We start from the raw sequence: 26,882 nt of genomic DNA, 5'->3' as shown, positions 1-26,882 counted from the left end.
CGGGCGCGCCTGGCGGGGGTCGGGGGCGCTCGGCGGGGGAGCGCGCCGGCCGCCGTCGACCGGCGGGGGGAGCCGGCGGCCGTGGAGGTCGAGGCGGTGGTCCCCTCCCCGCCCGGCGCGGGCGACGGCGGGGTGTGCGCGGCCGCGGCGGGGGTCGGGTCCGGCGGGGTAGCGGCCTACGCGGCCGCCCACAAGACCGTCACGCTCGACGTGGACGGCGAGGTCACCACCGTCGAGACCTTCGAGGGCGACGTCTCCGACCTCCTGGCGGGCGAGGGCGTCGAGGTCTCCCGCCGAGACGCCGTGACCCCCGCCGTCGACGGCGCCCTGCGCGAAGGGGACACGGTCGTCGTCCGCTACGGCCATCGGGTCACCCTGCGGGTCGACGGCGAACAGCGCGCCGCGTGGGTCACCGCACTCGACGCCGACCAGGCGCTCACGAAGCTCTCGAAGCAGGGCGACGACGTGCTGCTCCTCCCGACCCGCTCGGACGGGAGCGTGACGCTCCCGATGCGGATCGACGTCGACGGCCCGGTGAAGCTGGTGGTCGGCGGGCAGGCTCGGCGGGTCGCCGACGGCGCGATGCCGCTCGACCGGCTGCTCGCCGAGAACGAAGTGCGGGTCGACGCCGACGACAGGGTCACCGTCGAGCGGAGGCATCCGACCACTCCGGGTGCGCCCACGGTCGCCGTCGTCGTCCGGGAGGTCCAGACCTCCATCGAGGAGACCGTCTCCGAGGTGCCGTTCGAGAGCGTGACGGCGGCGGACCCGAACCGCTACGAGGACCTGGGCCCGTACCTGGCGACCGAGGGCGTGGTGGGCAAGCGCGTCACGTCGTGGGACGTCACCAAGATCGACGGCAAGGTGGTGCACAAGGAGAAGCTGTCCACCTGGGTCGCGGAGCGGCCGGTCGACGAGGTGACCATGTACGGCACCAAGGCCCGTCCCGAACCGGAACCGAAGCCGAAGTCCGAACCCAAGCCGGATCCGAAGCCTGACTCCAAGACCGACGCGAAGCCGAAGCCGGACTCGACGCCGACGCCCGACTCGACGCCCGACTCCAAGCTCGACGTGGAGTCGCCGGACGAGAAGACCAGGGCGCAGTCCTGACCCCGTTCCGGCCGCCGCAAGCTCTGGCAGAAGGTGCTGACACGGGGCGGAGGCGGAGTTGAGCCGCCCATTTTTCACCCTGGACATTTGGGATATTGATCTATTTTCCTGGCCTTTCGCGAGTCATATTGGCGAATAGGCTTGCATTTGATAACAGCAGGGTTACGGTCACCGAGAAAGCCGGATCGGCTGGCCGGGCCCGCGCCCAGCGCGGGAGGCACGTGAGACTCGTGTCGCCCCGGCCCCCGTGCCCGGAAGGCGCCAGGACTGGATCCGCGTGTCATCTCCCCACCCAGCTCAGGGCATCCCCAGTGATCTGCCCATCAACCCTGAGGCCGACGCCGGCGTCGGCATCACCGAGCTTTCCGGCCTACCGCCGTCGGCGGACGAGGCCTTCCCCGCGGCAGTGACAGCCGCAGCCGGCCCTCCATCCGGCGCACCGCCCGCAGCGGCAGTCGCCCCGACGGCCGTACCACCTCCATCTCCGCCGCCTCCACAGTCCGCCTCGGCGCCCCGGCGTCACCGCCGGGCCGCCCTCCTCGCGGGGGCCGCGGCCGTCGCCGTGGTCGGTGCCGGCGGCATCACGGCATACGCCTCGGCCCACAAGAGCATCACGCTCGACGTGGACGGCAAGGTCACGACCGTCGAGACCTTCCAGGGCGACGTCGCCGACCTCCTCGTCGACGAGGGCGTCGAAGTCACCAGCCGGGACGCTGTGACGCCCGGCGTCGACGGTGCCCTCCGGGACGGTGGCATGGTCGTAGTCCGCTACGGCCACCACGTCACCGTCCAGGCCGACGGCGAGCGTCGGACCGCGTGGGTCACCGCGCTCGACGCCGACCAGGCGCTTGCCACGCTCTCCAGGCGGGCCGGCGACGTGGCCCTGGTCCCCTCCCGCTCCGGCGGCCGCGTCACGCTCCCGATGCGGCTCGATGCCGACAGCCCCGTGAACCTGGTGGTCGGCGGAAAGACGCAGCGCGTGTCCGACGGCGCAGCAGCGCTCGACGACCTGCTCGCCGACTACGACGTCACGGTCGACGCGGACGACAGGGTCACCGTCGAGCGCGGGCAGCCGGCAGGCTCGCCGACGGTCGACCCGGGTGTGCCGACGCTGACCGTCGTCGTCAAGAAGGTCGAGACCTCGGTCGAGCGGACCGTGACCCGGCTCCCGTTCGACAAGGTCACGGCTCAGGACCCGGACCGCTTCGAGGATCTCGACCCATACCTGGCGACCGAGGGCGTGGCGGGCAAGCGTGTCACGTCGTGGGATGTCACCAGGGTCGACGGCAAGGTCGTGGACAGGGACAAGCTGTCCTCGACCGTAAAGCGCAAGCCGGTCGACCAGGTGGTCATGTACGGCACCAAGGCGCGCCCCGAGCCGGAGCCCGAGCCGGCTCCGGCACCGCTGGAGGCGGTGGAGCCCGTGTCGCTGGAGGCGGTGGAGCCCGAACCGGAGCCCGAACCGGAGCCCGAACCGGAGCCCGACGACGGGGCGGTCGTGACCGGCGACGTCTGGGCCGCCCTCGCGGAGTGCGAGTCGGGCGGTGACCCCACCACCAACACCGGCAACGGCTACTACGGGCTCTACCAGTTCTCGCTGCCGACCTGGGAGGCGATGGGCGGCTCCGGCCTCCCGTCGGATGCCTCGGCCGCCGAGCAGACGATGCGCGCCCAAGCGCTCCAGCAGCAGTCCGGCTGGGGCCAGTGGCCCGCATGCTCCGCATCGCTCGGCCTGTACTGACCCCACCTCCGGGCCGTGTCGGACGCCCAGGTCACCGTAGCGATCTGGGCGTCCGGCACGACCGGAGGCTCGCGGAGAACTTGGACGCCTGTCCTGGACGAGTGACCGAGAACACAGCGGCAACCCCACCGAGATGGTTGGCCGAGCGATAACAAATCAGTTACGTTCGGTTGTCCTCGCTGGCGCGGGGGTGCGATGTGGTGTAAGCCACAGCACCCCGGCGGCGGCAGGGCGGCACTGACCGCGGAACCTCGCGGGCAGTGTGAGACCGCCGGATCGGCCGGTCGAGACCGCGACGGCTCGCAAGAGTCGCCAGGCCCAATTCGGCCGAATCGTGGTAGGAATTCCCGCCCCAAACGGGACTTCCGCCTCGCCGCCCGTGCCCGGGACGTCCGACGACTGGACACGAGTGAACCCCCGTTTTGAGCAGCAGAGTTCTGGCTCCATCCCCAGCATCAACTCAACGTCCGAGGCAGTAGCACCTCAGGCCGCCCCCTCGAAGCGTCGCCGTCGCTGGCCGCTCGTCGCCGGCCTCTCGGCCGCCGCGATCGTCGCGTCCGGATCGGTCGCCTTCGCGCAGGCGCAGAAGACCGTCACGCTCGACATCGACGGCACATCGAAGACCATCACCACCTACTCCGGCTCCGTCGCGGGCATGCTCGAGTCGCAGGACGTCCGTCTGGGCGACCGCGACCTCGTGGCCCCCGGTGCCGATGCCAAGCTTTCCGACGGGGACGAGATCGTCGTCCGCTACGCCCGCCAGGTCACCATGACCGACGGCAAGGGGGAGCGCGACGTCTGGGTCACCGTCACGGACGCGAGCGAGGCCCTGACCACCCTTGCCGAGCGTGGTGGCGACGTCGCGCTGGTGGCGTCCCGCTCGGGCGACCGCGCGTCGCTCCCGCTCCGCCTGAACGACGACGGACCCGTCGCCGTCGTGGCGGACGGCAAGACGCGCGTGGTCGAGGACCACTCGGCGAGCGTGGACAGCGTGCTCGGCGGCCTCGAGGTCGAGCTCGACAAGGACGACCTCGTGAGCGTCGCCCCCGTCGCCACTCTGGCGCGGGACAAGGCGATCGACAAGAAGGCCGCCAGGTCGGCCGACCGGGCCGGCGCCGACGTCGCCATCCAGGTGCAGCGCGTCGAGACCAAGAAGATCACCCAGAGGTTCGACCTGGACTTCGACACCAAGACCGTCCAGGACGACGACCGCTACGTGGACGAGGGCGACCTGGTCCGGAACGAGGGCAGGCAGGGTGTCCGCACCCGCATCGTCCTGCACCGTCTGGTCGACGGCGAGGTGGTGCACCGCAAGGAGCTCTCCGAGAAGGTGACGAAGAAGCCGGTCGACCGGGTCATCGTCGAGGGGACCAAGGAGCGCCCGGTGGAGGAGCCCGTCGTGGAGACCTCCGTCGAGACCGCCCCGGAGCCCAGCGCCCCGGTGCCGGCGGGCTCCGTCAAGGAGATCGGTCAGCAGATGGCCGCCGCCCGCGGCTGGACCGGCGAGGAGTGGACCTGCCTCGAGCTCCTGTGGGAGCGCGAGTCCGGCTGGAACTACCAGGCGGCCAACCCGACGTCGAGCGCCTACGGCATCCCGCAGGCGCTGCCGGGTTCCAAGATGAGCACGGCGGGCTCGGACTGGGCCACCAACCCGGCCACCCAGATCGAGTGGGGCCTCGGCTACATCGCGGACCGTTACGGCACGCCGTGCGGTGCGTGGGGCCACTCGGAGTCGGTGGGTTGGTACTGATCCGGTTAGGCTCCCCTGCATGAACGAAACCTCAGGCGCCCTGCTCGGTCCCGCGGAGATCCGCGACCTGGCAGGGCGCTTGGGCGTTCGGCCCACGAAGACCCTGGGCCAGAACTTCCTGCACGACGGCGGCACGGTCCGCAAGATCGTGCGCATCGCCGGGCTGAAGCCCGGGGAGCGGGTCGTCGAGGTCGGGCCCGGGCTGGGATCGCTGACCCTGGGCCTGGTAGAGGCCGGCGCGTCCGTGGTGGCCATCGAGATCGACCCGGTCCTCGCGGGCCAGATCGCCGGCACCGTGAAGGCGCGGTTCCCGGACTCGGACTTCGAGGTGGTGCTCGCCGACGCGATGGACGTCACCACCCTGCCCGGCGATCCGCCGACGGCGCTCGTCGCGAACCTCCCGTACAACGTGGCGGTCCCGGTGCTGCTGACCATGCTGCAGCGGTTCGACTCGCTGGAGCGCGTGCTGGTCATGGTCCAGGCCGAGGTGGCCGACCGGATCGCCGCCGTACCGGGCTCCAAGATCTACGGCATCCCCTCGGTGAAGGCCGCCTGGTACGCGTCGGCCCGCCGGGCGGGGACCATCGGGCGCAACGTGTTCTGGCCCGCCCCGAACGTCGACTCGGCGCTCGTCCAGCTGGAGCGCCGGGAGCCGCCGTCGACCACGGCGTCGCGCGAGCGGGTCTTCGCCGTCGTCGACGCCGCGTTCGCGCAGCGCCGCAAGACGCTGCGGGCCGCGCTGTCCGCGCTGTTCGGCTCGGGCGCCGCCGCCGAGACGGCGCTCCGTGCCGCCGGCGTCGATCCGAGTGCGCGCGGCGAGACGCTGGTGGTCGAGCAGTTCGCGCGCATAGCGGAGCAGCTCCCTGACAACGGGGAGGGGCGCGAGTGAGCCCGCGTCTCGCCGCGGCTCCGCCGCCGTCCGTCCGGGTGCGCGCGCCCGGAAAGGTCAACCTCACGCTGCGCGTGGGACCCGTCGGCGCCGACGGCTACCACCCGCTGGCGACGATCTTCCAGGCCGTGTCCCTGTTCGAGGAGGTCACCGCGACCCAGGTCGCGCCCGGCTCCGGCATCTCGCTCACGGTCTCGGGCCCGCAGGCGGACGTCGTCCCGACCGACGAGACCAACCTCGCGTGGCGCGCCGCGGCACTGCTGGCCGAGCGCACGGGGCTGGCCGCCGACGTCGGCCTGCACATCACCAAGGGCGTGCCCGTCGCGGGCGGTATGGCGGGCGGGTCCGCCGACGCCGCCGCGACGCTCGTGGCGTGCGACGCGTTGTGGGACGCCGGGGTGCCGCGCCCGGAGCTGGTCGAGATGGCCGCCGAGCTCGGGGCGGACGTGCCGTTCTCGCTGCTGGGGCACACCGCCGCCGGCACCGGGCGGGGCGATCTGCTGACGCCGGCGATGACGCGCGGCGAGTTCCACTGGTGCTTCGCGACGCAGCGCAAGGGCCTCTCGACGCCCAGCGTGTACCGCCGGTTCGACGAGCTGGCGGGCCCGTCGACGCCGGACGTGGCCCCCGCCGCCGACGACACCGAGCTCATGCACGCGCTGCGCGCCGGCGACGCGGTAGCGCTCGGCAAGGCGCTGCACAACGACCTGGAGGCCCCGGCCCTGGACCTGCGGCCGGAACTCTCCGAGGTGCTGGACGTCGCCACCGACGCCGGGGCGCTGGGCGTGATCGTGTCCGGGTCCGGGCCTACCGTCGCCGCGCTCGGCCGCTCGCGACAGCACGCGCTCGCGCTGGGCGCCGCGTGGACGGCCGCCGACGTCGTCGACGCGGTCTGGACCGCGACCGGCCCGGCCCCGGGAACCCAGATCGTCACCTCGATCACCCGCTGACCCCTCCCGCCGAGGGGAGAGGGGTCAGTAGGCGACCTGGGGAACGAACACGTTCTTCAGGTGCGTGTGCGCCGCGATCCAGCGGGTGCGTCGCACGGTCGTGTTGCTCTCGGTGGTCACGACGCACTCCACCACGGGCTCGATCAACCCCGTCATCGCGGCCAGCGCCAGCGCGGCGTTGAAACCCCACTCCTCGAGCAGCACCTGGGCGCCAGCGCCCTGTGTGAGCTGCAGCGGGGTGCTCGCCCGGCGGGCGAACGCGACCAGGGAGTCCTTGTGCGCGGCAGGGATGTCGCCCTCGACCATGGCGCAGGCGAGGTCGGGCAGCAGTCCGGCCGCGGCGACGCCCGCCGCGGCCACCGAGCCGGTGCCGAGCACCGCCACGCGGGACGGGTCGACCCTCGCGAGGGTGCGCAGGGCTTGCACCGACCGGACCGCGTCGGTGAAGACGCCGCGGTTGTACGGGTCGTCCAGGTCGTCCTGGGGCAGCTCGACCACGAGGTGTGCGAACCCGCCGGGGGCGAGCCACTCCACGTCACGGCCGGCGTCGCGACCGGCAGACCGTAGCTCCACCAGGCCGGGCAGGGTCGCGCCGGCGCCGACCGGCGTGATGAGCCGTCCGGTCACCGGGCGGCTCTCGAACCCGGCGAACGTCACGGCCTCGGCAGTGAGGTCCTTGGACCGGGCGGAGGCGGCGGTCAGCACGGGTGCGACATCGATGTCGCGGTGAGCGGCCAGCGTCTGCGACCAGAACAGGTCGAAGTCGATCGGCTCGTCGGTGGCGGGCGCAGCCGCTGGCGTCACGGCAACGGGCGGCAGGTCGAAGTCGGTCGGCTCGACGCTGGCCGGGGCAGTGGGCGGAACCGTCGGTGAGGGCGAGAAGGCCGTGATGGGCGGCAGGTCGAAGTCAGGCACTGGGGAGACCTCCGGAAGATGGGCGTGCGCTGGGAGCGTACCGCCAGTCGGTATCGGGTAAATTTCCGGTACGCTCCCGTCGCGCGTCAGATGATCTTGCCCAGCCACTGGAGCTTGCGGGGGAAGCGGTAGTCGCCGCCGCCCTCGTGGTTGTTGTACGGGTAGACGTCGATCTCCTTGACGGTCTCCTCATGCCCCGGCGCCCAGTTGTTGAACGCGGCGTACACGGTGGACGGCGGGCAGGTCGCATCCATGAGCGCCGCCGAGAACAGCCCGGCCGCGCGGGCCCGGCGGGCGAACGACACCGCGTCCAGGTACGAGAACGTCCGCCAGACCTGCGCCTCGACCGACGGGTCGCGGTACACCGAGAGGTACTTCGTGATCTCGCCGTACGGGAGGCTGTCCGTGATCGACACCGCCCGGCGGAAGTGGCTCAGGAACGGCACGTCCGGCATCGCGGCGACGACGTCGGGCACCAGGCCCGCGACCGCGATGGTGATGCCGCCGCCCTGGCTGCCGCCGCTCAGCGCCACGCGCGCCGGGTCGATACCCGGGATCGCACGGGCCGCGTCGACGGCGCGGACGCCGTCCGTGAAGACGCGGCGGTAGTAGTGGTCGTGCGGGTCCAGCACGCCGCGGGTCATGAACCCCGGCGACGCCGGCCCCGACCCCACCGGATCCGGCGTCGCGCCGCCGGCGCCCCAGCCCGAACCCTGCCCGCGGGTGTCCATCATGAGGTGCGCGTAGCCGGCCGCCGCCCAGTGGATCCGCTCGTGCGGCAGACCCCGCCCGCCGCCGTAGCCCTGGTACTCGACCACCACCGGCAGGTCGCCCGCCGCGTGTGCCGGGCGGGTCAGCCACGCCTTGACGGGGTGGCCACCGAAGCCGGGGAACGTGACGTCGTCGACCAGGATCTCGGTCAGCCCGACGTCGATCCGCTCCACCTCCGGCGCCTCGTCGAACGAGCGCGCCTCGGTCAGGGTCGCCGACCAGAACTCGTCGAAGTCGCCCGGCTCGTCGATCTCGGGCAGATACTTCTCGAGATCGGGCAACGGCATGTCGAACTGGGCCACGTGGGTGCTCCTCGGCGTCGTCTTGTACAAGGTCGACGGCGGAGTCCTCCTGGCACATCGCCGTCGACGGGGTGAGCGTAGCGCGCGACTACCCTTGTGAGGTGGCACATCTTCTCGGCGCAGACGGCATCGCGCTGACCATCGGTACTCGCACCCTCCTGGCAGACGTCTCCCTCGGGCTCGACGACGGCGACCGCGTCGGCGTCGTCGGCCCCAACGGCGCCGGCAAGTCGACCCTGCTGCGCATCCTCGCGGGCACTTCGCAGCCCGATGCCGGACGGGTCACCAAGGTGGGCGGCTCCACCCTCGGCATGCTCGACCAGCGCGACGAGCTGGCCGACGATTCCACGGTCCTCGACCTCGTGCACGGCGACGCCGAGACGCACGTCTGGGCGTCGGAGGCTCGGGTCCGCGAGGTGCACGACGGCCTGCTCGCCGACCTCGCCTGGGACGCTCCGGCCGCGAAGCTCTCGGGCGGGCAGCGCCGTCGCGTGGCGCTGGCGGCACTCCTGGTCCAGGACCCGGACGTGCTGCTGCTCGACGAGCCCACCAACCATCTCGACGTCGAGGGCGTGGCCTGGCTCGCCGCCCACCTGCGGGAGCGCTACGGGCGGCCGGGCGCGACCGGCGCGCTCGTGGTCGTGACCCACGACCGCTGGTTCCTCGACGAGGTCTGCACCCGCATGTGGGAGGTGCGGGGTGATGGGACGGGCGCCATCGACGGGTACGAGGGCGGCTACGCGGCCTACATCCTGGCGCGCGCCGAGCGGGCGCGGCAGGCGGCGACGGCCGCCGAGAAGCGGGACAACCTGCTGCGCAAGGAGCTCGCGTGGCTGCGCCGCGGGGCGCCGGCCCGCACGTCCAAGCCCAAGTTCCGGCTCGATGCCGCCTCTGCCCTGATCGACGACGAGCCGCCGCCGCGCGACTCGATGGAGCTGACGCGCATGGCGACGCGGCGGCTGGGCAAGGACGTGCTGGACCTGGAGTCGGTCAGCGTGACCGTCCCGGGCAAGGTCCTGTTCGACGACGTGACCTGGCGCCTGGGCCCGGGCGACCGGTACGGCGTCGTGGGCGTCAACGGCGCGGGCAAGACGACGCTGCTCGCGCTGCTCGCGGGCCGGCGGGAGCCGGACTCGGGCCGGGTCAAGCGCGGCAAGACCATCCACGTGCGGGAGCTGTCGCAGGACGTCGCCGAGCTGGACGAGGTCGGGAACCTGAAGGCCGTCGAGGTGATCGAGCAGGAGAAGGGCCGGGTCGTCGTCGACGGCAAGGAGCTCACCGCGGCGCAGCTCACCGAGAAGCTCGGCTTCACGCGGGAGCGCGCGTACACGCCGGTGCGGGATCTGTCCGGCGGCGAGCGGCGTCGGCTCCAGCTCCTGCGGCTGCTCGTGGCCGAGCCCAACGTGCTGCTGCTCGACGAGCCCACCAACGATCTCGACACCGACACCCTCGCCGCCGTGGAGGACCTGCTGGACGGCTGGCTCGGGACGCTGATCGTGGTCTCGCACGACCGGTACCTGCTGGAGCGGGTCGCGGACCGCCAGGTGGCGCTGCTCGGCGACGGGACCATCCGCGACCTGCCCGGCGGGGTCGAGGAATACCTGCGGCTGCGGGCGGCGGCGAAGGCCGCGGGCGCCTCGGCGTCGGGCACTCCCGCGGGCGTCGGTGCCGATTCGGCCGGGCGAGGTTCGGCCCCCGGTGGGCCGACGTCGGGCGCGGCTCCGGCGTCGGGCGGCGCCGCGGGCGGCGAACCTTCGCAGCGCGATATCCGCGCCGCACAGAAGGAGGCTTCCCGAATCGAGCGTCGTCTTGCGAAGATTGCCGAGAAGGAGGCCGAGCTGCACGAAACAATCGCACAGCAGGCAACTGACTACCAGGCTGTCGCCAAGCTGGACGCGGAGCTCCGCGACCTGGCGAACGAGCGTGACGAGCTCGAGGCGGCGTGGTTGGAAGCAGCGGAGGTGGCGGGATGACCGACAACGATCTGGGACCGCTCGACGGGATCGACCGAGCGCTCGTCGACGCGCTGCGCAAGGACGGCCGCACCACGCTGTCGGTGCTGTCCGAGATCTCGGGCCTGTCCTTGTCCGCGGTGCAGGTGCGGGTGCGAAAACTCGAGGCGCGCGGCGTCATCACGGGCTACCGGGCGGTGGTGAACCCGGAGGCGGTAGGGCTGCCGCTCTCGGCGTTCATCGAGATCACGCCACTGGACCAGGCGCAGGAGGACGACGCGCCCGAACGCCTGCGCGGGATGGCCGGGATCGAGTCCTGCTACTCCGTGGCGGGCAACGCGAACTACCTGCTCACCGCACGCGTGGCGTCGCCGCGGGCCCTGGAGGAGCTGCTGGGGCGGATCCGCCGCACGGCGAAGGTCTCGACGCGGACCACCGTGGTGCTGCAGACCTACTTCGAGGGCCAGACGACCGAGCCCGATCCCTCGCGGGCCTAGCGCCGCGCCAGGGCCGGATGGTCCAGCCTGAGCGTGCCGGCATCGGCGTCCAGCTCGGCCGACACGCCCAGCGGCACCGTGACCGGGTCAGGCCCGTGACCGAACCCGAGCTCGCCGAGGATCGGGATGCCGAGCGGCCCCAGCAGGTCCATGATCACGGGCTCGACCGGGTCGCAGTCCTGCCACGAGCCCAGCACGATGCCGAGCACGCCGTCGAACCAGCCCGAGCGCAGCAGGTGCGTGAGGAACGAGTCGATGCGGTAGGCCCGCTCGTCGACGTCCTCCAGCAGGACTAACCCGCCGGCCGCGGACGGCGTCGTGCCGACGCCGATGGAGGTCGTCAGGAGCGATACGCAGCCGCCGGTCGTGATGCCGCGGGCAGTGCCGCCCACCAGCGTGTGTGCCCGCGGACCCGTGATCGTCTGCGCGGCCTCCGGCTCGAACAGGGTGCGCCGCAGATGCTCGCGGGCCGCCTCGGACTTGAGGAACGACACGGTTCCCGACATCGGCCCGTGCAGCGACACCAGCCCGAGATGCACGGCGACGGCCTGGTGCAGCACCGTGCAGTCGCTGTACCCGACCAGCACCTTGGGGTCGGTGGCGGCGAGCGCGTCCCAGTCGACGAGGTCGACCATCCGCGCCGTCCCGTACCCGCCACGCGCCACGATGACCGCGCGGACGTCGGGATCGAGCCAGGCCTCCTGGAAGTCGGCGGCGCGCGCCAGGTCGGAACCGGCCAGGTACTCGTGGCGGGGGTGCGTGTCCTGGACGTGCGGCATCACCTGTACGTCCAGGCCCCACTCGCGCAGATGGGCGACGCCGATGTCGAGCCGCTCGGCGGGTACCGGACCGGACGGGGCGACGACGGCCACGGTGTCGCCGGGGCGCAGTCGCGGCGGGCTGGTCAAAGGCCGCAGCATGCCGCCGAGATTACCTTTCGCGTCCTGTCGCGCATGCGGACGCTGCTCACTTTCACCCATCTGAAATCTTGCTGCTCAGCGCTGTGCCGAGCCGGCCGAGCAGCTCGGCCAGTGCGAGGCGGTCCGGCGCCGGCAGCTCGGCGAGGAGCTGCTCCTCGTGCGTGAGAAGCTCGCGCACGGCCCGTTCGACGAGCGTGTGTCCGGCGGCGGTCAGCGTCACGGAGACGGCCTGCCGTCCTGAGCCCGTCGAAGGGTCGGACGGCGCCCGCACGACCAGCCCGTCACGTTCCGCCCGCGCGACCCGCTGCGAGATGGCGCCTGCCGTGACGAGCGTCTGCGCCGCGAGCTGCCGCGTCGTCAGCGACCAGGGCCGACCCGAACGTCGCAGGGTGCTGAGCAGGTCGAGCGTCGCGGGGTCGATCCCGATGCGGTGCAGGGTCCGGCGCCGGTCGTCCGCGAGAGTTTTCGCGACGCGCCACAGCGGCGTGATCACGCCGATCGACGACACCGGAACGCCCGGCAGCTCACGTTCCCACGCGGCGGCGCTCATGGCGCAGCTCGACGCGCCTGTCGACGTGCTGGTGGCCATGGCGGGCGGCAACACGGACTTCGCCCGGACTTCGGCCGGCCTCGGCAAAGTAACCAGCTCTGCCGAGTCGGCCGATCTTGCCGAGGTGGCTGAGGGTTGGCGCGCCAACATCGAGGCGAACCTGCTCAGCACCGTGCTGGTCGTGACCGCCGCTCTGGAGGGCATGCCCGCGGGCGGCGCGATCGTCACGGTCGGCTCGATCGGTGCCGAGTACGCGGGCACGTCGTACGGCGTCGCCAAGGCGGCGGTTCAGGCGTGGACCGCCGGGCTGTCCGCGACGGTCGGCCCGCGCGGCATCACCGCGAACTGCGTCGCTCCCGGCTACATCGCCGACACCGGGTACTTCAAGGACCGCCTCACCGAGCAGCGTCGCGACCGCCTGATCGCGGCCACGCACGACGGGCGCCCCGGCCTGCCCGACGACGTCGCCTCCCTGGTCACCTTCCTCGCCTCACCGGGCGCCCGGCACGTCACCGGCCAGACGCTGCACGTCAACGGCGGCGCCCACACGACGCGGTGATGAGCGCGGCTCTGGCCGTTGCCACTGCTGATCCAGGTTCAGCAGGCTGAGGACGACCGTAGTCGACCCGACCATGGTCGTCCCCGGCCTGGTGAACGTGAGTCAGTTGGGCTTGGTGGGTATACGCCGGCTCGCGTTTAGTCCGGTGCGTCGCTTCCGTCTTGTAAGGGCGGATTGTTACGCTCGCGCTCGCCAGTACATCGCCCGGCGCCGGCGTCGGGCAGACGAAGGAGCGCCGAGGGAATGCCCACCACCCGAACCTGGCTGCAGGCGGGCGGTGGCACCGTGGCCGCGGCCCTGATCATCGCCGCCATCGTGCAGGCGGTGAACTCGAGCGCGATGTGGGTGTCCAACGACCCGGTCGGCGAGTGCGGCGCGACGTCCGGCGGGGCGGTGGTCGCCGCCCAGAACGTGCTGTGGGCCGGCACCGGGCTCGAACCCGTGGACGGGTCGTGGGACACGGAGTCGGACGTCGCGACCAAGGCGTTCCAGGCGTACAACGGCCTGCCGGTCAACGGCTGCGTCGACACCGGTACGTGGGTCACCATGCGTGCGCTGGTGGTCTCCGTGTGCGACCCGGAGTTCGACTGCCGGGGACCGGACCACCGCGTCCGTTACACCGCCGCGGGCGGCGTGCGCGACACGTACTTCGCTGAGAACGACTGCGACTGGGGCTCCTTCGTGCCGCCGGGGGTGGCCCGCAGCCCGGTCGCGTCCAACGAGGTCATCGCTCTCTCCCGAGACGCCGTCACCGAGATCGAGTGCGAGGGCTGACGTGGTCACCACCATCGAAGAGCCCAGGATCCGGCCGGAATGGCTCCTCGGCGGGGCCATCACACTGCTCGGCGCGATCATCATCATCGTGGTCACGCTGGTGCTCGGGGCGAGGGAGGACGAGCCCGTCGTCACCCCCGCCGATGCCACCGCGCTCACCGCCGGGTCCTGCGCCGAGAACCTGCGCCAGCCGCACTGGGTGCCCGAGGAGGTCCGGCGCGCCGTCGCCGAGTGCCCCGCCGACATCTCGGCGGGGATCGGCCGCACGACGGCGGAGGACCACCTCGGCACCTGGGTCATCTACCTTCTCGACGGGGCCGAGAACGCGGAGACGTTCCGTGGTGACCCCGGCCTGGCCTGGCCCGAGGAGGAGGTCCGCGCGGGTGCCTACCACCCGGCGTCGACCATCACCTACGTGGCGTACGCGGGCTCGGCGGAGCTGTCCGACGAGCTGTCCGGCGACAACGTGACCGTCGAGTGGGAGGAGCTCACGGAATCGGGCCGCGAGGCGCGGGTCACCCGCGTCGACAACAACGGGTACGGCCCGGTGCGCGTCGAATGGACCGACGACGCGGGCTCGTACCTGCTGCTCGGCATCATCGGCCGCACACCGACGGGGAGCGCGGGGCCCACGGTGGCGGAACTGATCCGCATCGCGGACAGCGTCGCCGCCAACGACGAGTAACTCCTTCCTTGTTGTGGGCGGGATCGTTGCGCCTAAAACGGGCGCGTGGTCGCAACGATCCCGCCCACAACAAGGGGTGGGTCAGAGGGTTTGCGTCAGGACCTCGTCCAGGGCTCGGACGCCGGCCTCCAGGGCCTCGGCCGGGACCGTCAGCGCCGGGCGGAACCGGACCGAACGCTCACCGCAGCCCAGCAGCAGCACGCTCCGCTCGGTGAGCGCGGACAGCACCCTGTCGCGCACCTCCCGCGACGGCAGCGTCAGCGCGCACATGAGGCCCTTGCCGCGGACGTCGGTCACGCCGTCGTGCCGGGTGGCCAGTTCGGTGAGCGCGTCCTGGAGCCGCTTGCCCATGGTGCGGGCCCGGTCGACCAGGCCCTCGGCCTCGTAGGTCTCGAGGATCCGGCGCGAGCGCACCATGTCGGTGAGGTTGCCGCCCCAGGTGGAGTTGATGCGCGACGAGACGGCGAACGCGTTGTCCGGCACCTCGTCGACGCGGCCGCCGGCCATGATGCCGCAGACCTGCGTCTTCTTGCCGAAGGCGACGACATCGGGCGTGACGCCGAGCTGCTGGTAGGCCCACGTGGTGCCGGTGATGCCCGCGCCGGTCTGGACCTCGTCCAGGATGAACAGCGCGTCGAACTCCCGGCACAGCGCCTGCATACCTGCCAGGAACGAGGGGCGGAAGTGGTGGTCGCCGCCCTCACCCTGGATGGGCTCCATGATGAACGCCGCGATGTCGTGCGGGTTGGCCTCGAACGCCGCGCGGGCGGCCCCGAGCGCCGCCGCCTCGGCCGCGTCCATGTCCTTGCCCTCCGCGATGTACGGCGAGGGGATGCGCGGCCAGTGGAACTTGGGGAACCGGGCCACCTTGCCGGGTTCGGTGTTCGTGAGCGACATCGTGTATCCGGAACGGCCGTGGAACGCGTGCTCCAGGTGCATCACCTGGGTGCCGAGCTCGGGGGAGCGGCCGTTCGCCTCGTTGTGGCGGGACTTCCAGTCGAACGCGACCTTGAGCGCGTTCTCGACGGCGAGCGCGCCGCCGTCGATGAAGAACAGGTGCGGCAGGGCGGGGTCGCCGAGCACGCGCGCGAAGGTGTCGGCGAAGCGCGCCATCTCGACCGTGTAGATGTCGGAGTTGGACGGCTTGTTGATCGCGGCGGTGGCGAGCTCCTCGCGGAACGCGGCGTCGTCGGCCAGGGCGGGGTGGTTCATGCCGAGCGGTGAGGAGGCGAAGAACGTGAACAGGTCGAGCCACTCGCGCCCGTCACGGGCGTCGACGAGCGTGGAGCCGTGCGACCGGGTGAGGTCGAGGACCAGGTCGAACCCGTCGACCAGGAGGTGCTCGCGAAGGGTGGGGAGCACTGCGGTGGGCTCAAGATGTGTCGTCATGCAGGCAACGTAGGCAATGATCCTGTTGCGTTTCAATGCGTATGGAAAAGTTCCTGTTACCGGATGTACCTGGGGCGTCGCGTCGCGATCAGCTCCGCTGACCCGAGCGCCAGCGTGGACCCGAACATCACCAGGAGCGCCGCGGTCCATCCGCCCGACGCCGCGTGCACCGCGCCGATCACGGCGGGCGCCGTCGCGGCCACGGCATAACCGAACGTCTGGACGGTCGCCACCGTCCGGCGGGTCTGGGCGACGGTGCGGCACCGCTGCGCGACGATGGTGAAGATCACGACGAAGTTCCCGCCCTGCGCGATCCCCGCGAGGCTCACCCACAGCAGCCACCACTCCGGTGCGAGCAGCAGGCCCGCCGGAAGCCCGGCCCACAGCAGGCCCATGGCGATCGCGGCGGCGCGCATCGGCACCCGGGCGGCCAGCACGAGCGGGACCAGCACGCTGCCCGCGATCGCGAGGCCCTGGAACGGCGCCGCCGCGTTGCCCGCCGTGGTCACGGAGACATCGAGCAGGTCGCGCAGCAGCTCCGGGAGCCAGCCTGTGACCGCGAAGTACGAGAACGACTGACCGGCGAACGCCACCGACAGCACCCAGGTGATCGGACGGCGCAGCACGCCGCCCCACGTCTCATCCGGCCGCTCGGCGCGTGCGGCACCGGCCACGCCGTCGTGCAGCGATATGTCAGACGCAGGGGTCACCCGAGTGACCTGTGGGTCTGACAGGCGGCGGGTGGTGATGAGCCAGACGGCCAGTGCCACCACCGCGACGAGCGACCACGAGGCGACGGCGCCCTGCCAGCCCAGCAGGGCCGCGAACGGCGCGGTGAGCGAGGTCGCGAACACCGACCCGAGGTTCATCACCGACGAGTACAGGCCCGTCGCCAGCGCCGTCCGGGCCGGGAAATCGCGCGCGATGATGACCGGAACCACCACGTTGCCCACCGTGATCGCGGCGCCGAGCACGACGGTACCCGTGAAGGCCGCCACCACGCCGACCGTGCCGGAGCCCGCTGACCGGATGAGCGTGCCCGCGATCACTCCCACCAGCGCCACCGTGACCGCCGCGTACGGCCCGATCCGGGCGATCAGCGTCGACGCCGCCGGCGCCACCACGCTGAAGCAGAGTGCCGGGATGCCCACGAGCAGGCCGGTCAGGGTCTGGTCCAGGCCGAGACCGGTCGCGGCGTCGGCCAGCACCGGAGGGAGGGATGTGATGGGGGTGCGTAGGTTCAGCGCGAAGACGAGGACTGCGACGAGCAGCGCGGAGCCGCCCGCCGCTGCGCGGATGTTGCTCATGATGCCGTCATTGTGCGTGACGAGGGCAGTTGGTTGCGTCGGGCGTCCATCGCTTCACCACATGGTGTGCCGATCGTCATCTCCGCTCCCCAGGAGGTATTGCGGCTTTCCCGTTAGATTGGGCGACCGGTCAGCCGGTCCGGAACAACTGAGGTGTCGAATGAACCAGCGGCAGGTCTTCCGAGGCGTGGGAGCACTCGTCGGCGTACTCATGCTGTCGGGGTGCGGTTTCGATATCGGAAAGCTCGACTACACCGAGCCCGAGTTCGTGGGTTCCTACGTGGGTGACGGCGCCGCGACGATCGTCGCGCTCGGCGAGGACCGGACGTTCACGGCGGTCGGGGTCCCGGACGAGGTGCTGGAGAACGTGGCCGAGGGCGGGATCGACGAGGTGCCCGCCGAGATCGAGGGCACCTGGAAGTACGACTCGAAGAGCTCGGCCGACCATGTCGAGCTGACCGTCACCGACGCCGACGGCGTGCCGGCGAAGCTGGGCGAGCTGCCGCTGTACGTCGCCGACGCCGACGACCTGTTCTTCCTGCCCGACCAGCTCGGCCGTGAGAAGGTCATGGTCAGCCGGAGCCACTGAGCCCGGTCAGCCTCTCACCACTGCCGGTGCAGGGTTGCCTTGCCGCCGGTCACCAGGCTCGCAGGCGGGACGTCGTCGGCCACGACGGCGCCGGCCGCGACCACGGCGTCCCGGCCGATGCTGACGCCGGGCAGGATCGTGGCGCCCGCGCCGATCCACGCGTTCTCGGCCACGTCGATGGGTCCGCCGCTCAGCCACTCGCGGCGTGCCCCCGGATCGACCGGGTGGCTCATGGTGATGAACGTGACCCTGGGCCCGATCATGACGCGCTCGGCGATCCGGATGCCGGCGTAGTCCAGGAACGTGCAGTTCTGGTTGATGAACACCCGCTCCGCGAGGTCCAGGTTGAGGCCGTGGTCCGTGTAGAACGGCGGGTAGATCGTGACTCGCTCCGGCAGCGGCTTGCCGAGGAGCTGCTCGAACAGCTCAGCCTTGGCGGTCTCGTCCTCGAACGGCAGGACGTTCAGGCGGGATGTGAGCTCGGTGGCACGCAGGACCCGTTCCGCCATGGCCTGGAACTCCGGGCTGTGGATGCGCATGAGGTGATCGTGGGGCATGCGACGATCCTGCTACATCGGCGCTCGCCGGAGCTGTCCGCCCGAGCTACTCGTCGAACTGGGCGGTCACCGTGCGCAGCAGCGCCGCGAGCTGCGGCCGCTCCGTGGGGGACAGGGCCGTGAGCACCTTGGCCTCGATGTCGAGCAGGTCGCTCATCGCGGCGTCGACCCGTGCCAGGCCCTCCTCGGTGAGCTGGACCAGGACCCCGCGGCGGTCGTCGGGGGAGCGGTGCCGCTGCACGAACCCGCGCGACTCCAGTCGGTCGATCCGGTTCGTCATGGTGCCGCTGGTGACCAGCGTCTGCGTGACGAGCGTCCCGGGCGACAGGCGGTACGGCTCGCCCGCGCGCCGGAGCGCGGAGAGCACGTCGAACTCCCAGGTCTCGAGGCTGTGCCGGGCGAAAGCGGTGCGGCGCGCGAGATCGAGGTGCCGGGCCAGGCGGGACACGCGGCTGAACACCGTGAGGGGTTCGAGCTCGAGGTCCGGGCGCACGTGTCGCCACGCGGCGACGATGCGGTCTACCTCGTCGGCGGGACCTGTGTGCTCCATGGCGAGAGGCTACCGGATGTCTCGACGTCAAGAATCTCGATAGCGGGTGGGCTCGACGTAACCCGTGGTCGGAGTGGCCGTGGCGACCGTAGGCTCAGGCCTCGTGGGAACTGATATCAGGGTGCACCAGGTGTATGCCGGACGAGTGCTGCAGGGCGCGGGCGCACGGGTCCTCGTGCCGGACGAGGTAGAGCGGCTAGGGTCGCAGCGGGTGCTGGTGGTGGCCGCGCCGTCGTCGGCCGGTGTCGCCGAGGACCTGGCCACAGCCCTGGGGGAACGGTATGCCGCGACCTTCGGCCGGCCGGTCCAGCACACGCCGGTCGAGGTGACGGCCGAGGCGCTCGCCCTGGCCGGCCAGGTCCGGGCGGACGCCATAGTGGCGATCGGCGGCGGCTCGGCGATCGGGCTGTCGAAGGCGCTCGCGATCCGGACCGGCATGCCGCAGGTGGCGGTGCCCACCACCTATGCCGGCTCCGAGGCGACGCCGGTGCTCGGGGAGACCGAGGACGGCGTCAAGACGACGCGGCGCGACCCGGCCTTCGCGCCGGGCACGGTCGTCTACGACCCGGAGCTCACGCTGTCCATGCCCCGCGGCCTGACGCTGACCTCGGCCCTCAACGCACTGGCGCACGCCGTCGAGGCGCTGTGGGACTCCGGCGCGAGCGCGGCGACGCGGGCGTACGGCGTCGAGTCTGCCGACGGCATCCTCACGGCGCTGCCGGTCGTGCTGGACCGCCCGTCCGACGTCGTCGCCCGCGCGCGGCTGCAGGAGGCCGCGTGGCTGGCGGGTGCGTGCCTCGCACAGGCGCAGATGGGCCTGCACCACCAGCTCGCGCACGTGCTCGGCGGAACCTTCGGGCTGCCGCACGCGGAGCTGCACGCCCTGCTCCTCGCGCACGTCATGCGATTCAACCTGGTCGCGGCGCCCGACGCCGCGGCGCGCCTGGCGCGCGTCGCGAACGGCGACCCGACGCTCGCCGTCGCCTCCCTCGCGGCGCAGCACGAAGGGCCGACGACGCTCGGCGCACTCGGCGTGCCCCGCACCGCCCTGCGCGAGGTAGCCGAGCGGGTCGCGGCCGATCCCTACCCGAACCCGCGGCCCGTGACCGCCGACGCCGTAGAGGAGCTGCTGCTCGCGGCCTGGTGAGTCAGTCGCGAGTCTTGCGAGCCAGAAGGTGTGCCTGCGGGAAGCCGCGCACCGGGTCTTCGGCCGGAGCGATCACCAGGCGGGCGACCTCCTGGAGGCCGGTCTGCCCGAGCAGGTCGATGACGTGGTCGGGCGAGTATCGCCAGGCGGGCGACACCTTGTGGTCGAAGGGCTCGGCCGTCGCGTCGTTGCCGTCCAGTGCCTGGAACGCAGTCAGGATGTAGCCGCCGGGGGCTAGTACGCGGCTCAGCTCGGCGAGCGTCGTGGGCAGCACGTCCGGCGGCGTGTGAATGAGTGAGTAGTTCGCCACCACTCCGGCGAGGCTGCCCGGCGACACGCTGAGCGCGCCCATGTCGCCGACGTCGAACCGGATGCCCGGGTTGGCCGCCCGGGCCGCTGCCACGAGCTGGGGAGAGAGGTCGACGCCGAAAGCGTCGACGCCCCTCTCCCGGAGATACGCCGTCACGTGCCCCGGTCCGCAGCCGACGTCGGCCACCGGCCCGCCGCCCGCCTGTCCGACCAGGTCGGCGAAGGCCTGGACCATGACGTGGTTCAGCGGCTCGCCGGCGAACGCCTCGCCGATGAACGCCGTGTAGGCGTCAGCCATTTCGTCGTAGTCCGCGCGGACGGTCGCAAGGTGGGTGGAGGTCGTCACACGAGGGAGCGTAGACCGCAACTGACGGGCGCTCAAGAATATGCCCGGTTTATGGCGCTGCGTTGCTCGATTTCTGCCCCACTATCACAGGGTGAAACTGGGCGCGCATTAAAGAGGAATATCCAATTCCCGTTGCAGAGTCCGTGTCGTGTGCTTAATGTGTGGAACGCGAACACTGTTCCGCTCGCAGGTGATCATCCTGTGATTCCCGTTTTCCGGAAGGAATAGCACCATGACCGTCGTTGACATCGTCGCCACCCTGCTCGACTCTCTTGGCATCACCCTGGCGCAGATCCGCGCCCTCCTGGGTCTCTGAGCAGGTAATACGCCGCTCGTTTAGCAGCGAGGCGGCGTTTGAAACATCCCCAGCTAAACGAACACCCTCTGCGCAGCGCGCAGGGGGTGTTCGTTCTTTTGCGTTGCGCGCACACATTGTTGCTTCTACGCAGGAATGGCACGCGGCTTCGGACATTCCACCAGTGACCGGCATTTCGCCGGCCATATTGACGCGCCGTCAGTGGCGTGGATCCATAACCCGCCGTGACGGGTTCAGTGCGAGGGGCCCAGCATGACGGACTCAGCGCGACAGCTTGGTCAGCACCGGCTTCTTTTCCATGTTGTGCAGGCCGTTCCACGCCAGGTTGACCAGGTGGGCCGCCACCTCGGTCTTCTTGGGGCTGCGTGCGTCCAGCCAGTACTGGCCGGTGAGCGCGATCATGCCGACCAGCATCTGCGCGTAGAGGGGTGCGGCCTTGCTCTCGAGCCCGTTCGACCTGAACTGGGGCTCGAGGATCGCCTCGACCTGGGTGGCGACGTCGCCGATCAGGCTCGAGAACGTCCCGGTCGCCTGCGCGACGGGGGAGTCGCGGACGAGGATCCGGAATCCGTCCTCGGACGATTCGATGTAGTCCAGCAGGGCGAGCGCGGTGCGCTCCAGCAGGACCTTGGGGTGTCCGCCGGAGCCGAGCGCGCCGGTCAGGGCCGTGGTGAGCGCCTGCACCTCGCGGTCGACCACCACTGCGTAGATGCCCTCCTTGCCGCCGAAGTGCTCGTACACGACGGGCTTGGAGACCTCGGCGCGTGCCGCGATCTCCTCCACGCTCGTGCCCTCGAAGCCTTTCCCTGCGAACAGTCCGCGGCTGACGGCGAGCAGCTGCTCACGACGCTGACTGGCCGTCATGCGAGGTCGGTGGGTACGTCGGTTGTCGGCGGCCATGGGGTTCATTGTGCCTGAATGGCCGTTCCCGACATGTCCGGGAGCAGGCTGCCGGAATGAGCGGGTGTGGCTGACGACTCGGCCGCTACGGGCAAGGGCATGCCCGAGGACCTGGCAGACTGTTCACGGACGTGCGACGGTGGCACACGCCCGCTTCGGGTCATGACGGGACCCCGCGCGCCCGGTCCGCCTTGGTGTAATCGGCAGCACAGAGGTTTTTGGTGCCTTTAGTCCAGGTTCGAATCCTGGGGGCGGAGCCATCCGGATCTGACGAACCCACCGATCGGAGCACTCGTGACCGAGACACCTCAGCCGGCAGCAGTCATCGTTCTTGCCGCCGGCCAGGGCACCCGCATGAAGTCCGCGTTGCCGAAGGTCTTGCATCCGCTCGGCGGCAAGCCGATGGTCGGGCACGCGCTGGCGGCCGCTCGTGAGCTGGAGCCGGTGCAGGTGGCCGTGGTCGTGCGGCACGAGCGCGAGCTGGTCGCCGAGGCCGTCGCACAGCTCGACTCCGGCGCGGTCCTCGTGGACCAGGACGACATCCCGGGCACGGGCCGCGCGGTCCAGTGCGCCCTGGCAGCGCTCGACTCCAAGGCGCAGGCTGCCGCCGCCGCCGCCGGGATCGCGGACGGTGAGGTCGTGGGCGACGGCGTCGACGGGCCGGTCGTCGTGGTGGCCGGCGACGTCCCGCTGCTCGACGGAGCCACGCTCGGCCAGCTCCTGGCGGCGCACCACGCCGACGGCAACGCCGTCACGATCCTCACCACCGAGGTCACCGACGCCACCGGCTACGGCCGGATCATCCGCGAGAAGGACACGGGCGACGTGCTCGAGATCGTCGAGCACAAGGACGCGAGCGCGGACCAGCTCGAGATCCGTGAGATCAACTCCTCGGTCTACGTGTTCGACGCCGCCACGCTGCGCCGCGGCCTGGGCGGCCTGAACAGCAAGAACGCGCAGGGCGAGGTCTACCTGACCGACGTCGTCGCGTTCGCGCGCGCCGAGGGCCTGCACGTGCGGGCGCTGCTCGCCGACGACCCGATGCTGGTCGAGGGTGTCAACGACCGGGTGGCCCTCTCCGTCCTCGCGCGCGAGATGAACCGCCGCATCGTCGAGGAGTGGCAGCGCGCGGGCGTCACCGTGCAGGATCCGGCCACCACGTGGATCGACGTCGACGTCGAGCTCGCTCCGGACGTCACGCTCCTGCCGAACACGCAGCTCAAGGGCGCGACCGTGGTCGCGACCGGCGCCACGATCGGCCCAGACACCACGCTGGCCGACGTCGAGGTGGGGGTGGGCGCCACGGTGATCCGCACGCACGGTTCGCTCGCCGTCATCGGCGAGGGTGCGACGGTCGGACCGTTCGCATACCTGCGCCCCGGCACCAGCCTGGGCCGCAAGGGCAAGATCGGCACGTTCGTCGAGACCAAGAACGCCGAGATCGGTGAGGGCAGCAAGGTGCCGCACCTCTCGTACGTGGGTGACGCCACGATCGGTGAGCACACCAACGTCGGCGCCGCGTCGGTGACCGTGAACTACGACGGTGTGCACAAGCACCGCACGGTGATCGGCTCGCACGCCCGCACGGGTGCCGACAACATGTTCGTCGCCCCCGTCACGGTGGGCGACGGCGCGTACACCGCCGCCGGGTCCGTGATCCGCCGCGACGTGCCGGCCGGCGCGCTCGGCGTCACGGCCGGGCAGCAGCGGAACATCGAGGGCTGGGTGGCCCGCCGTCGGCCGGGAACGGCCGCTGCCGACGCCGCCGCGCAGGCCAACGGTGGTTCCGGCCTCGGCGACCAGGCGCAGCGGCAGCTCGCCGAGCAGAATGCCGCCGGGGCCCCCGTGGCCCCGCAGGCCGCGGCCGCTCAGGCCGAGCCGGCCGACCAGGCCCCTGTCCCCGGGGCCGACAAGGAAGGAAAGTCCCACTGATGTCCAGCACCGCCCCCGCTCCCGGCCCGAACCGCCATCCGCTCGTCCTCGCGGCCGGGCGGGCACACCCCGAGCTGGCGAAGAACGTCGCGAAGGAGCTGGGCATCGACCTTCTCGGCGTGTCCGCGTACGACTTCGCGAACAGCGAGACCTACGTGCGCTTCAGTGAGTCCGTGCGTGGCATGGACCTGTTCCTGCTGCAGTCGCACACGATGCCGGTCAACCAGTGGATCATGGAGCAGCTGCTCATGGTCGACGCCGCCAAGCGGGCCTCGGCGCACTCCGTGACCGTCGTCGCGCCGTTCTTCGGCTACGCGCGCCAGGACAAGAAGAGCCGTGGCCGGGAGCCGATCTCGGCCCGCCTCATCGCCGACCTGTTCAAGACGGCGGGCGCGGACCGCCTGATGAGCGTGGACCTGCACACCGCGCAGATCCAGGGCTTCTTCGACGGCCCGGTGGACCACCTGTGGGCGATGCCGATCCTCGTCGACTACGTGCGCACCCGCGTGGACGTCGACAACGTCACGGTCGTCTCGCCCGACGCCGGCCGGATCCGCGTCGCCGAGATCTGGGCGTCCAAGCTGGGCGGTGGCCCGCTGGCTTTCGTGCACAAGACCCGCGACGTCACGCGGCCCAACCAGTCCGTCGCCAACCGTGTGGTGGGCGACGTCGAGGGGCGGGACTGCGTGCTCGTGGACGACCTCATCGACACCGGCGGCACCATCGCCGAGGCCGTCAAGGTCATCATGGCGGCCGGCGCCAAGTCCGTGACGGTCGCCGCGACGCACGGCGTGCTGTCCGGGCCGGCGCAGAAGCGGCTCACCGAGTGCGGGGCCCGCGAGGTGGTCGTGACCGATACCCTCCCGATCGAGGACGGCCGCCGGTTCCCCAATCTCAAGGTGCTCTCCATCGCGCCGTTGCTCGCCTCGGCGATCAACGAGGTCCACTCCGACGGTTCGGTAACCTCGCTCTTCGACGGCAACTCCTGATCCCCGGCTGGTCTGCGGCGTAGCACACGGCACTTGACTCAGACCCGGTCAACGGAGGACCGTGTCTTGACATCGATTTGGGAGGGTCAGTGACCGTCACCGTCGTGGTCCCGACGTTCAACGAGGGGCCCAACGTCCGGGCGCTCACCGAGCGGCTGTGTGCCGCGTTCGGGGTGCTGCCCGACGATGGTCGCGCCCCCGGCGTCCCGACCGGACCCGAGGGCGGCCCCGCGCCGGTGGGGGCGCCCGGCCTGGCCGAGATCCTCTTCGTCGACGACTCGACCGACGACACCCCGGAGCTGATTCGCGAGGTGGCCGCCACCGCGCCCGTCCCAGTGCGGCTGCTGCACCGGGAGAAGCCCGAGGGTGGTCTCAGCGGCGCCGTCGTGGCCGGGCTGCGCACCGTGACCACCGAGTGGGCGGTCGTCATGGACGGCGACCTGCAGCACCCGCCGGAGCTCGTGCCCGCGCTGGTCACGCGTGGCCGGGAGTCCGGCCTCGACATCGTGGTCGCCTCCCGGTACACCGGCGACGGCGACGCCGGCGGCCTCGACGGCTGGTGGCGGCACGGCGTCTCGATCGCCTCGGCGCTCCTGGCCCGATCGATGTTCCCGGTGCGCCTGCGCAACGTGACGGACCCGCTCACCGGGTTCTTCGCCACCCGGGTCGACCGGCTGGACCTGGACGCGCTGCACCCGCGCGGCTTCAAGATCCTGCTCGAGCTGCTCGCCCGCAACACGCTGGCCGTGGGGGAGGAGCCGTTCGTGTTCGGCGAGCGGTACGCCGGGCACTCCAAGGCCACCTTCAAGACCGGGCTCCGCTACCTGGAACAGCTCGCGGCCCTGCGGTTCGGGCGGATGTCGCGATTCGCGATCATCGGCGGCTTCGGCGCCGTGCTCAACATCCTCATCCTGTGGGCGCTGACCGGGCTGCACGTGCACTACGTGGTGGGCGCGGTGATCTCCGCCGTCGTGACGATCCTCATCAACTTCGGGCTGCAGGAGCGGTTCGTGTTCCGCGACCTGCGGAACGAGGGCCGCGGCGTCTGGTCCAGGTTCGCGCACTCGTTCGCGTTCAACGGCACCGAGGCGACGATCCGCCTGCCCGTGCTGTGGTGGCTGGTCGAGTTCACGGGCATGTGGCCGGTGCTCGTGCAGGCCATCACGCTCGTCGTGGCGTTCCTGCTGCGGTTCGTCTTTCATGTCCAGGTGGTCTACAAGCCGCGCCGTACGCAGCCGACGATCGGCGTCACACCGCCCGTCGGTGCGGACCGGGCCGACGAGCGGGTACAGTAGTCAGGTTGCCTCGGCGAGGGACGCTTGACGGCCGCGGCGGGACTCGATCCCGCAAGCACTCGGCCGGCGTCCGTGATCGACTGGGCGGCCGTCGGCGGCCCCTGGGTGGAGTTCCCTCCAGCACTCCGTCCCACGTGCCCGCTCCGCGCCCGTCACGTGTCCCGCGCCGACGCAGCCGCCCCATCGAGTTGCACCCACAGACATTTCAGGAGTGAATTCCCATGGCCGAGATCAAGCTCGCCGCCGAGGCCCGTACCGAGTTCGGCAAGGGCGCGGCCCGCCGCATCCGCCGTGACAACAAGATTCCCGCCGTCCTGTACGGGCACGGCGGCGACCCCGTGCACGTGACGCTGCCGGGCCACGAGTCCATGCTGGCGCTGCGTCAGACCAACGTGCTGCTCAACATCGAGGTGGACGGCAAGGGTCAGCTGGCCGTCGCCAAGGACGTCCAGCGCGACCCGGTCCGCAACGTCATCGAGCACATCGACCTGCAGGTCGTGCGCGCCGGCGAGAAGATCACCGTCGACATCTCCGTGAACATCGTGGGCGAGTCGGCCCCCGGCACCATCCACCTCGTCGAGGAGCAGACGCTGTCGGTCGAGGCCGAGGCCACGCACCTGCCGGAGTCCGTCGAGGTCTCCATCGAGGGCCTCGAGTCCGGCTCGCAGATCCACGCCGACGAGGTCACGCTCCCGGAGGGTTCGACCCTGCTCACCGACCCCAAGGCCGTCGTCGTGCTCGTCACCGAGCCGCGCGGCGAGGCCAGCCCGGAGGAGGAGTCGGCAGCGTCCGCCGAGTCGCCCGCCGAGGCGTCCTCGGAGAGCTGACCCTCTCTGTACCCCGAGTAGTCGGCAGATCGTCAGGTGATCGGTAGCTCCAGCTGCCGATCAC

Annotated in this window: 26 protein-coding genes and 1 tRNA gene; 17 read left to right on the top strand and 10 right to left on the bottom strand. The window is 71.3% G+C overall.

Annotated elements, in window-relative coordinates:
- The 5 genes from EW117_RS25780 to EW117_RS25760 all read left to right on the top strand — a co-directional run.
- On the top strand, positions 1–1,110 hold a 1,110-nt coding region (locus tag EW117_RS25780; protein WP_340641115.1), incomplete at its 5' end, for a ubiquitin-like domain-containing protein.
- 277 nt (positions 1,111–1,387) lie between these two features.
- Positions 1,388–2,851: a resuscitation-promoting factor gene (locus tag EW117_RS30565; RefSeq protein WP_277986493.1), complete on the top strand. Its 1,464-nt coding sequence runs from the start codon at positions 1,388–1,390 to the stop codon at positions 2,849–2,851.
- A 409-nt stretch (positions 2,852–3,260) separates the two neighbouring features.
- A complete protein-coding gene (locus EW117_RS25770; protein WP_129789591.1) occupies positions 3,261–4,601 on the top strand; it encodes an aggregation-promoting factor C-terminal-like domain-containing protein in 1,341 nt (446 codons plus the stop codon).
- A 19-nt stretch (positions 4,602–4,620) separates the two neighbouring features.
- Entirely contained in the window at positions 4,621–5,490 is an 870-nt protein-coding gene (rsmA, locus tag EW117_RS25765; RefSeq protein WP_129789590.1) for a 16S rRNA (adenine(1518)-N(6)/adenine(1519)-N(6))-dimethyltransferase RsmA, read from the top strand.
- On the top strand, positions 5,487–6,440 hold the full coding sequence (locus EW117_RS25760) for a 4-(cytidine 5'-diphospho)-2-C-methyl-D-erythritol kinase (RefSeq protein WP_129789589.1): 954 nt from the start codon (positions 5,487–5,489) through the stop codon (positions 6,438–6,440). Before rsmA ends, EW117_RS25760 begins: the two co-directional genes overlap by 4 nt.
- 24 nt (positions 6,441–6,464) lie before the next feature.
- Here EW117_RS25760 and EW117_RS25755 read toward each other — a convergent pair whose 3' ends face one another.
- The gene (locus EW117_RS25755) at positions 6,465–7,355 is read right to left on the bottom strand and encodes an acetylxylan esterase (RefSeq protein ID WP_165362867.1); all 891 of its coding nucleotides are present in this window, start codon (positions 7,353–7,355) and stop codon (positions 6,465–6,467) included.
- An 86-nt stretch (positions 7,356–7,441) separates the two neighbouring features.
- Entirely contained in the window at positions 7,442–8,428 is a 987-nt protein-coding gene (locus EW117_RS25750) for an acetylxylan esterase (RefSeq protein WP_129789587.1), read from the bottom strand.
- A gap of 101 nt (positions 8,429–8,529) precedes the next feature.
- Here EW117_RS25750 and EW117_RS25745 point away from each other — a divergent pair, with 101 nt between their 5' ends.
- Entirely contained in the window at positions 8,530–10,401 is a 1,872-nt protein-coding gene (locus EW117_RS25745) for an ABC-F family ATP-binding cassette domain-containing protein (protein ID WP_129789586.1), read from the top strand.
- Positions 10,398–10,877: an Lrp/AsnC family transcriptional regulator gene (locus tag EW117_RS25740; protein ID WP_129789585.1), complete on the top strand. Its 480-nt coding sequence runs from the start codon at positions 10,398–10,400 to the stop codon at positions 10,875–10,877. The genes EW117_RS25745 and EW117_RS25740 overlap by 4 nt, the downstream gene beginning before the upstream one ends.
- Here the strand turns inward: EW117_RS25740 and EW117_RS25735 are convergent.
- Both EW117_RS25735 and EW117_RS25730 read right to left on the bottom strand, forming a co-directional pair.
- Entirely contained in the window at positions 10,874–11,797 is a 924-nt protein-coding gene (locus EW117_RS25735) for a S66 peptidase family protein (protein ID WP_129789584.1), read from the bottom strand. The two genes, EW117_RS25740 and EW117_RS25735, sit on opposite strands and share 4 nt — an antisense overlap.
- Before the next feature lie 52 nt (positions 11,798–11,849).
- Positions 11,850–12,347 (bottom strand): MarR family winged helix-turn-helix transcriptional regulator, encoded by a 498-nt coding sequence (locus tag EW117_RS25730; protein ID WP_242504567.1) that lies wholly within the window; start codon positions 12,345–12,347, stop codon positions 11,850–11,852.
- Between EW117_RS25730 and EW117_RS25725 the strand changes: the two genes are divergently transcribed.
- The 3 genes from EW117_RS25725 (at position 12,346) to EW117_RS25715 (ending at position 14,365) form a co-directional block, all read left to right on the top strand.
- Positions 12,346–12,906, top strand: a complete 561-nt coding sequence (locus EW117_RS25725; protein ID WP_207212048.1) for an SDR family NAD(P)-dependent oxidoreductase — start codon at positions 12,346–12,348, stop codon at positions 12,904–12,906. The genes EW117_RS25730 and EW117_RS25725 overlap by 2 nt on opposite strands.
- A gap of 243 nt (positions 12,907–13,149) precedes the next feature.
- Positions 13,150–13,680, top strand: coding sequence for a peptidoglycan-binding domain-containing protein (locus tag EW117_RS25720; RefSeq protein ID WP_129789582.1), 531 nt, complete (start codon positions 13,150–13,152; stop codon positions 13,678–13,680).
- A gap of 1 nt (position 13,681) precedes the next feature.
- Positions 13,682–14,365, top strand: a complete 684-nt coding sequence (locus EW117_RS25715; RefSeq protein WP_129789581.1) for a hypothetical protein — start codon at positions 13,682–13,684, stop codon at positions 14,363–14,365.
- A gap of 81 nt (positions 14,366–14,446) precedes the next feature.
- Here EW117_RS25715 and lat read toward each other — a convergent pair whose 3' ends face one another.
- A complete protein-coding gene (gene lat / locus EW117_RS25710; RefSeq protein WP_129789580.1) occupies positions 14,447–15,754 on the bottom strand; it encodes an L-lysine 6-transaminase in 1,308 nt (435 codons plus the stop codon).
- Between the two features lie 56 nt (positions 15,755–15,810).
- The gene (locus EW117_RS25705) at positions 15,811–17,061 is read right to left on the bottom strand and encodes an MFS transporter (protein ID WP_129789579.1); all 1,251 of its coding nucleotides are present in this window, start codon (positions 17,059–17,061) and stop codon (positions 15,811–15,813) included.
- 160 nt (positions 17,062–17,221) lie between these two features.
- On the opposite strand from EW117_RS25705, the gene EW117_RS25700 reads away from it, so the two are divergent.
- On the top strand, positions 17,222–17,650 hold the full coding sequence (locus tag EW117_RS25700; protein WP_129789578.1) for a hypothetical protein: 429 nt from the start codon (positions 17,222–17,224) through the stop codon (positions 17,648–17,650).
- 14 nt (positions 17,651–17,664) lie between these two features.
- On the opposite strand, the gene EW117_RS25695 is transcribed toward EW117_RS25700, so the two are convergent.
- Both EW117_RS25695 and EW117_RS25690 read right to left on the bottom strand, forming a co-directional pair.
- Positions 17,665–18,207 (bottom strand): DapH/DapD/GlmU-related protein, encoded by a 543-nt coding sequence (locus tag EW117_RS25695; protein WP_129789577.1) that lies wholly within the window; start codon positions 18,205–18,207, stop codon positions 17,665–17,667.
- 46 nt (positions 18,208–18,253) lie between these two features.
- Positions 18,254–18,757: a MarR family winged helix-turn-helix transcriptional regulator gene (locus EW117_RS25690; RefSeq protein ID WP_129789576.1), complete on the bottom strand. Its 504-nt coding sequence runs from the start codon at positions 18,755–18,757 to the stop codon at positions 18,254–18,256.
- Positions 18,758–18,860: 103 nt separating this feature from the next.
- On the opposite strand from EW117_RS25690, the gene EW117_RS25685 reads away from it, so the two are divergent.
- Positions 18,861–19,904, top strand: a complete 1,044-nt coding sequence (locus tag EW117_RS25685; protein WP_242504566.1) for a maleylacetate reductase — start codon at positions 18,861–18,863, stop codon at positions 19,902–19,904.
- A gap of 1 nt (position 19,905) precedes the next feature.
- Here the strand turns inward: EW117_RS25685 and EW117_RS25680 are convergent, their stop codons facing one another.
- Positions 19,906–20,559, bottom strand: coding sequence for a class I SAM-dependent DNA methyltransferase (locus EW117_RS25680; protein WP_207212047.1), 654 nt, complete (start codon positions 20,557–20,559; stop codon positions 19,906–19,908).
- A gap of 577 nt (positions 20,560–21,136) precedes the next feature.
- Positions 21,137–21,739, bottom strand: a complete 603-nt coding sequence (locus EW117_RS25675) for a TetR/AcrR family transcriptional regulator (RefSeq protein WP_207212046.1) — start codon at positions 21,737–21,739, stop codon at positions 21,137–21,139.
- Positions 21,740–21,960: 221 nt separating this feature from the next.
- Between EW117_RS25675 and EW117_RS25670 the strand changes: the two genes are divergently transcribed.
- The 5 genes from EW117_RS25670 to EW117_RS25650 all read left to right on the top strand — a co-directional run bounded on the left by EW117_RS25670 (position 21,961) and on the right by EW117_RS25650 (position 26,818).
- Positions 21,961–22,035 (top strand) — tRNA-Gln (locus tag EW117_RS25670).
- A 94-nt stretch (positions 22,036–22,129) separates the two neighbouring features.
- The gene (gene glmU, locus EW117_RS25665) at positions 22,130–23,707 is read left to right on the top strand and encodes a bifunctional UDP-N-acetylglucosamine diphosphorylase/glucosamine-1-phosphate N-acetyltransferase GlmU (RefSeq protein ID WP_242504569.1); all 1,578 of its coding nucleotides are present in this window, start codon (positions 22,130–22,132) and stop codon (positions 23,705–23,707) included.
- Positions 23,707–24,696 (top strand): ribose-phosphate diphosphokinase, encoded by a 990-nt coding sequence (locus EW117_RS25660; protein ID WP_129789572.1) that lies wholly within the window; start codon positions 23,707–23,709, stop codon positions 24,694–24,696. Before glmU ends, EW117_RS25660 begins: the two co-directional genes overlap by 1 nt.
- An 89-nt stretch (positions 24,697–24,785) precedes the next feature.
- Positions 24,786–25,991, top strand: a complete 1,206-nt coding sequence (locus EW117_RS25655; RefSeq protein ID WP_129789571.1) for a glycosyltransferase — start codon at positions 24,786–24,788, stop codon at positions 25,989–25,991.
- Positions 25,992–26,212: 221 nt separating this feature from the next.
- Positions 26,213–26,818: a 50S ribosomal protein L25/general stress protein Ctc gene (locus EW117_RS25650; protein ID WP_129789570.1), complete on the top strand. Its 606-nt coding sequence runs from the start codon at positions 26,213–26,215 to the stop codon at positions 26,816–26,818.
- The last annotated feature ends 64 nt before the right edge of the window (positions 26,819–26,882 follow it).

Source organism: Promicromonospora panici, assembly GCF_900608595.1.
GTDB classification, from domain to species: domain Bacteria; phylum Actinomycetota; class Actinomycetes; order Actinomycetales; family Cellulomonadaceae; genus Promicromonospora; species Promicromonospora panici.
The sequence above is the reverse complement of the archived record's forward strand: the minus strand, read 5'-3'. Positions and strand labels throughout refer to the sequence as shown.

Excerpts from the sequence above, each read along its gene's own strand:
- EW117_RS25730 (WP_242504567.1), bottom strand. The coding sequence starts at position 12,347 with ATGAGCGCCGCCGCGTGGGAACGTGAGCTGCCGGGCGTTCCGGTGTCG.
- EW117_RS25720 (WP_129789582.1), top strand. The coding sequence starts at position 13,150 with ATGCCCACCACCCGAACCTGGCTGCAGGCGGGCGGTGGCACCGTGGCC.
- EW117_RS25690 (WP_129789576.1), bottom strand. The coding sequence starts at position 18,757 with ATGGAGCACACAGGTCCCGCCGACGAGGTAGACCGCATCGTCGCCGCG.
- rsmA (WP_129789590.1), top strand. The coding sequence starts at position 4,621 with ATGAACGAAACCTCAGGCGCCCTGCTCGGTCCCGCGGAGATCCGCGAC.
- EW117_RS25650 (WP_129789570.1), top strand. The coding sequence starts at position 26,213 with ATGGCCGAGATCAAGCTCGCCGCCGAGGCCCGTACCGAGTTCGGCAAG.
- lat (WP_129789580.1), bottom strand. The coding sequence starts at position 15,754 with ATGACGACACATCTTGAGCCCACCGCAGTGCTCCCCACCCTTCGCGAG.
- EW117_RS25735 (WP_129789584.1), bottom strand. The coding sequence starts at position 11,797 with ATGCTGCGGCCTTTGACCAGCCCGCCGCGACTGCGCCCCGGCGACACC.
- EW117_RS25740 (WP_129789585.1), top strand. The coding sequence starts at position 10,398 with ATGACCGACAACGATCTGGGACCGCTCGACGGGATCGACCGAGCGCTC.
- EW117_RS25700 (WP_129789578.1), top strand. The coding sequence starts at position 17,222 with ATGAACCAGCGGCAGGTCTTCCGAGGCGTGGGAGCACTCGTCGGCGTA.
- EW117_RS25725 (WP_207212048.1), top strand. The coding sequence starts at position 12,346 with ATGGCGCAGCTCGACGCGCCTGTCGACGTGCTGGTGGCCATGGCGGGC.
- EW117_RS25675 (WP_207212046.1), bottom strand. The coding sequence starts at position 21,739 with ATGACGGCCAGTCAGCGTCGTGAGCAGCTGCTCGCCGTCAGCCGCGGA.
- EW117_RS25705 (WP_129789579.1), bottom strand. The coding sequence starts at position 17,061 with ATGAGCAACATCCGCGCAGCGGCGGGCGGCTCCGCGCTGCTCGTCGCA.
- glmU (WP_242504569.1), top strand. The coding sequence starts at position 22,130 with ATGAAGTCCGCGTTGCCGAAGGTCTTGCATCCGCTCGGCGGCAAGCCG.
- EW117_RS25695 (WP_129789577.1), bottom strand. The coding sequence starts at position 18,207 with ATGCCCCACGATCACCTCATGCGCATCCACAGCCCGGAGTTCCAGGCC.
- EW117_RS25660 (WP_129789572.1), top strand. The coding sequence starts at position 23,707 with ATGTCCAGCACCGCCCCCGCTCCCGGCCCGAACCGCCATCCGCTCGTC.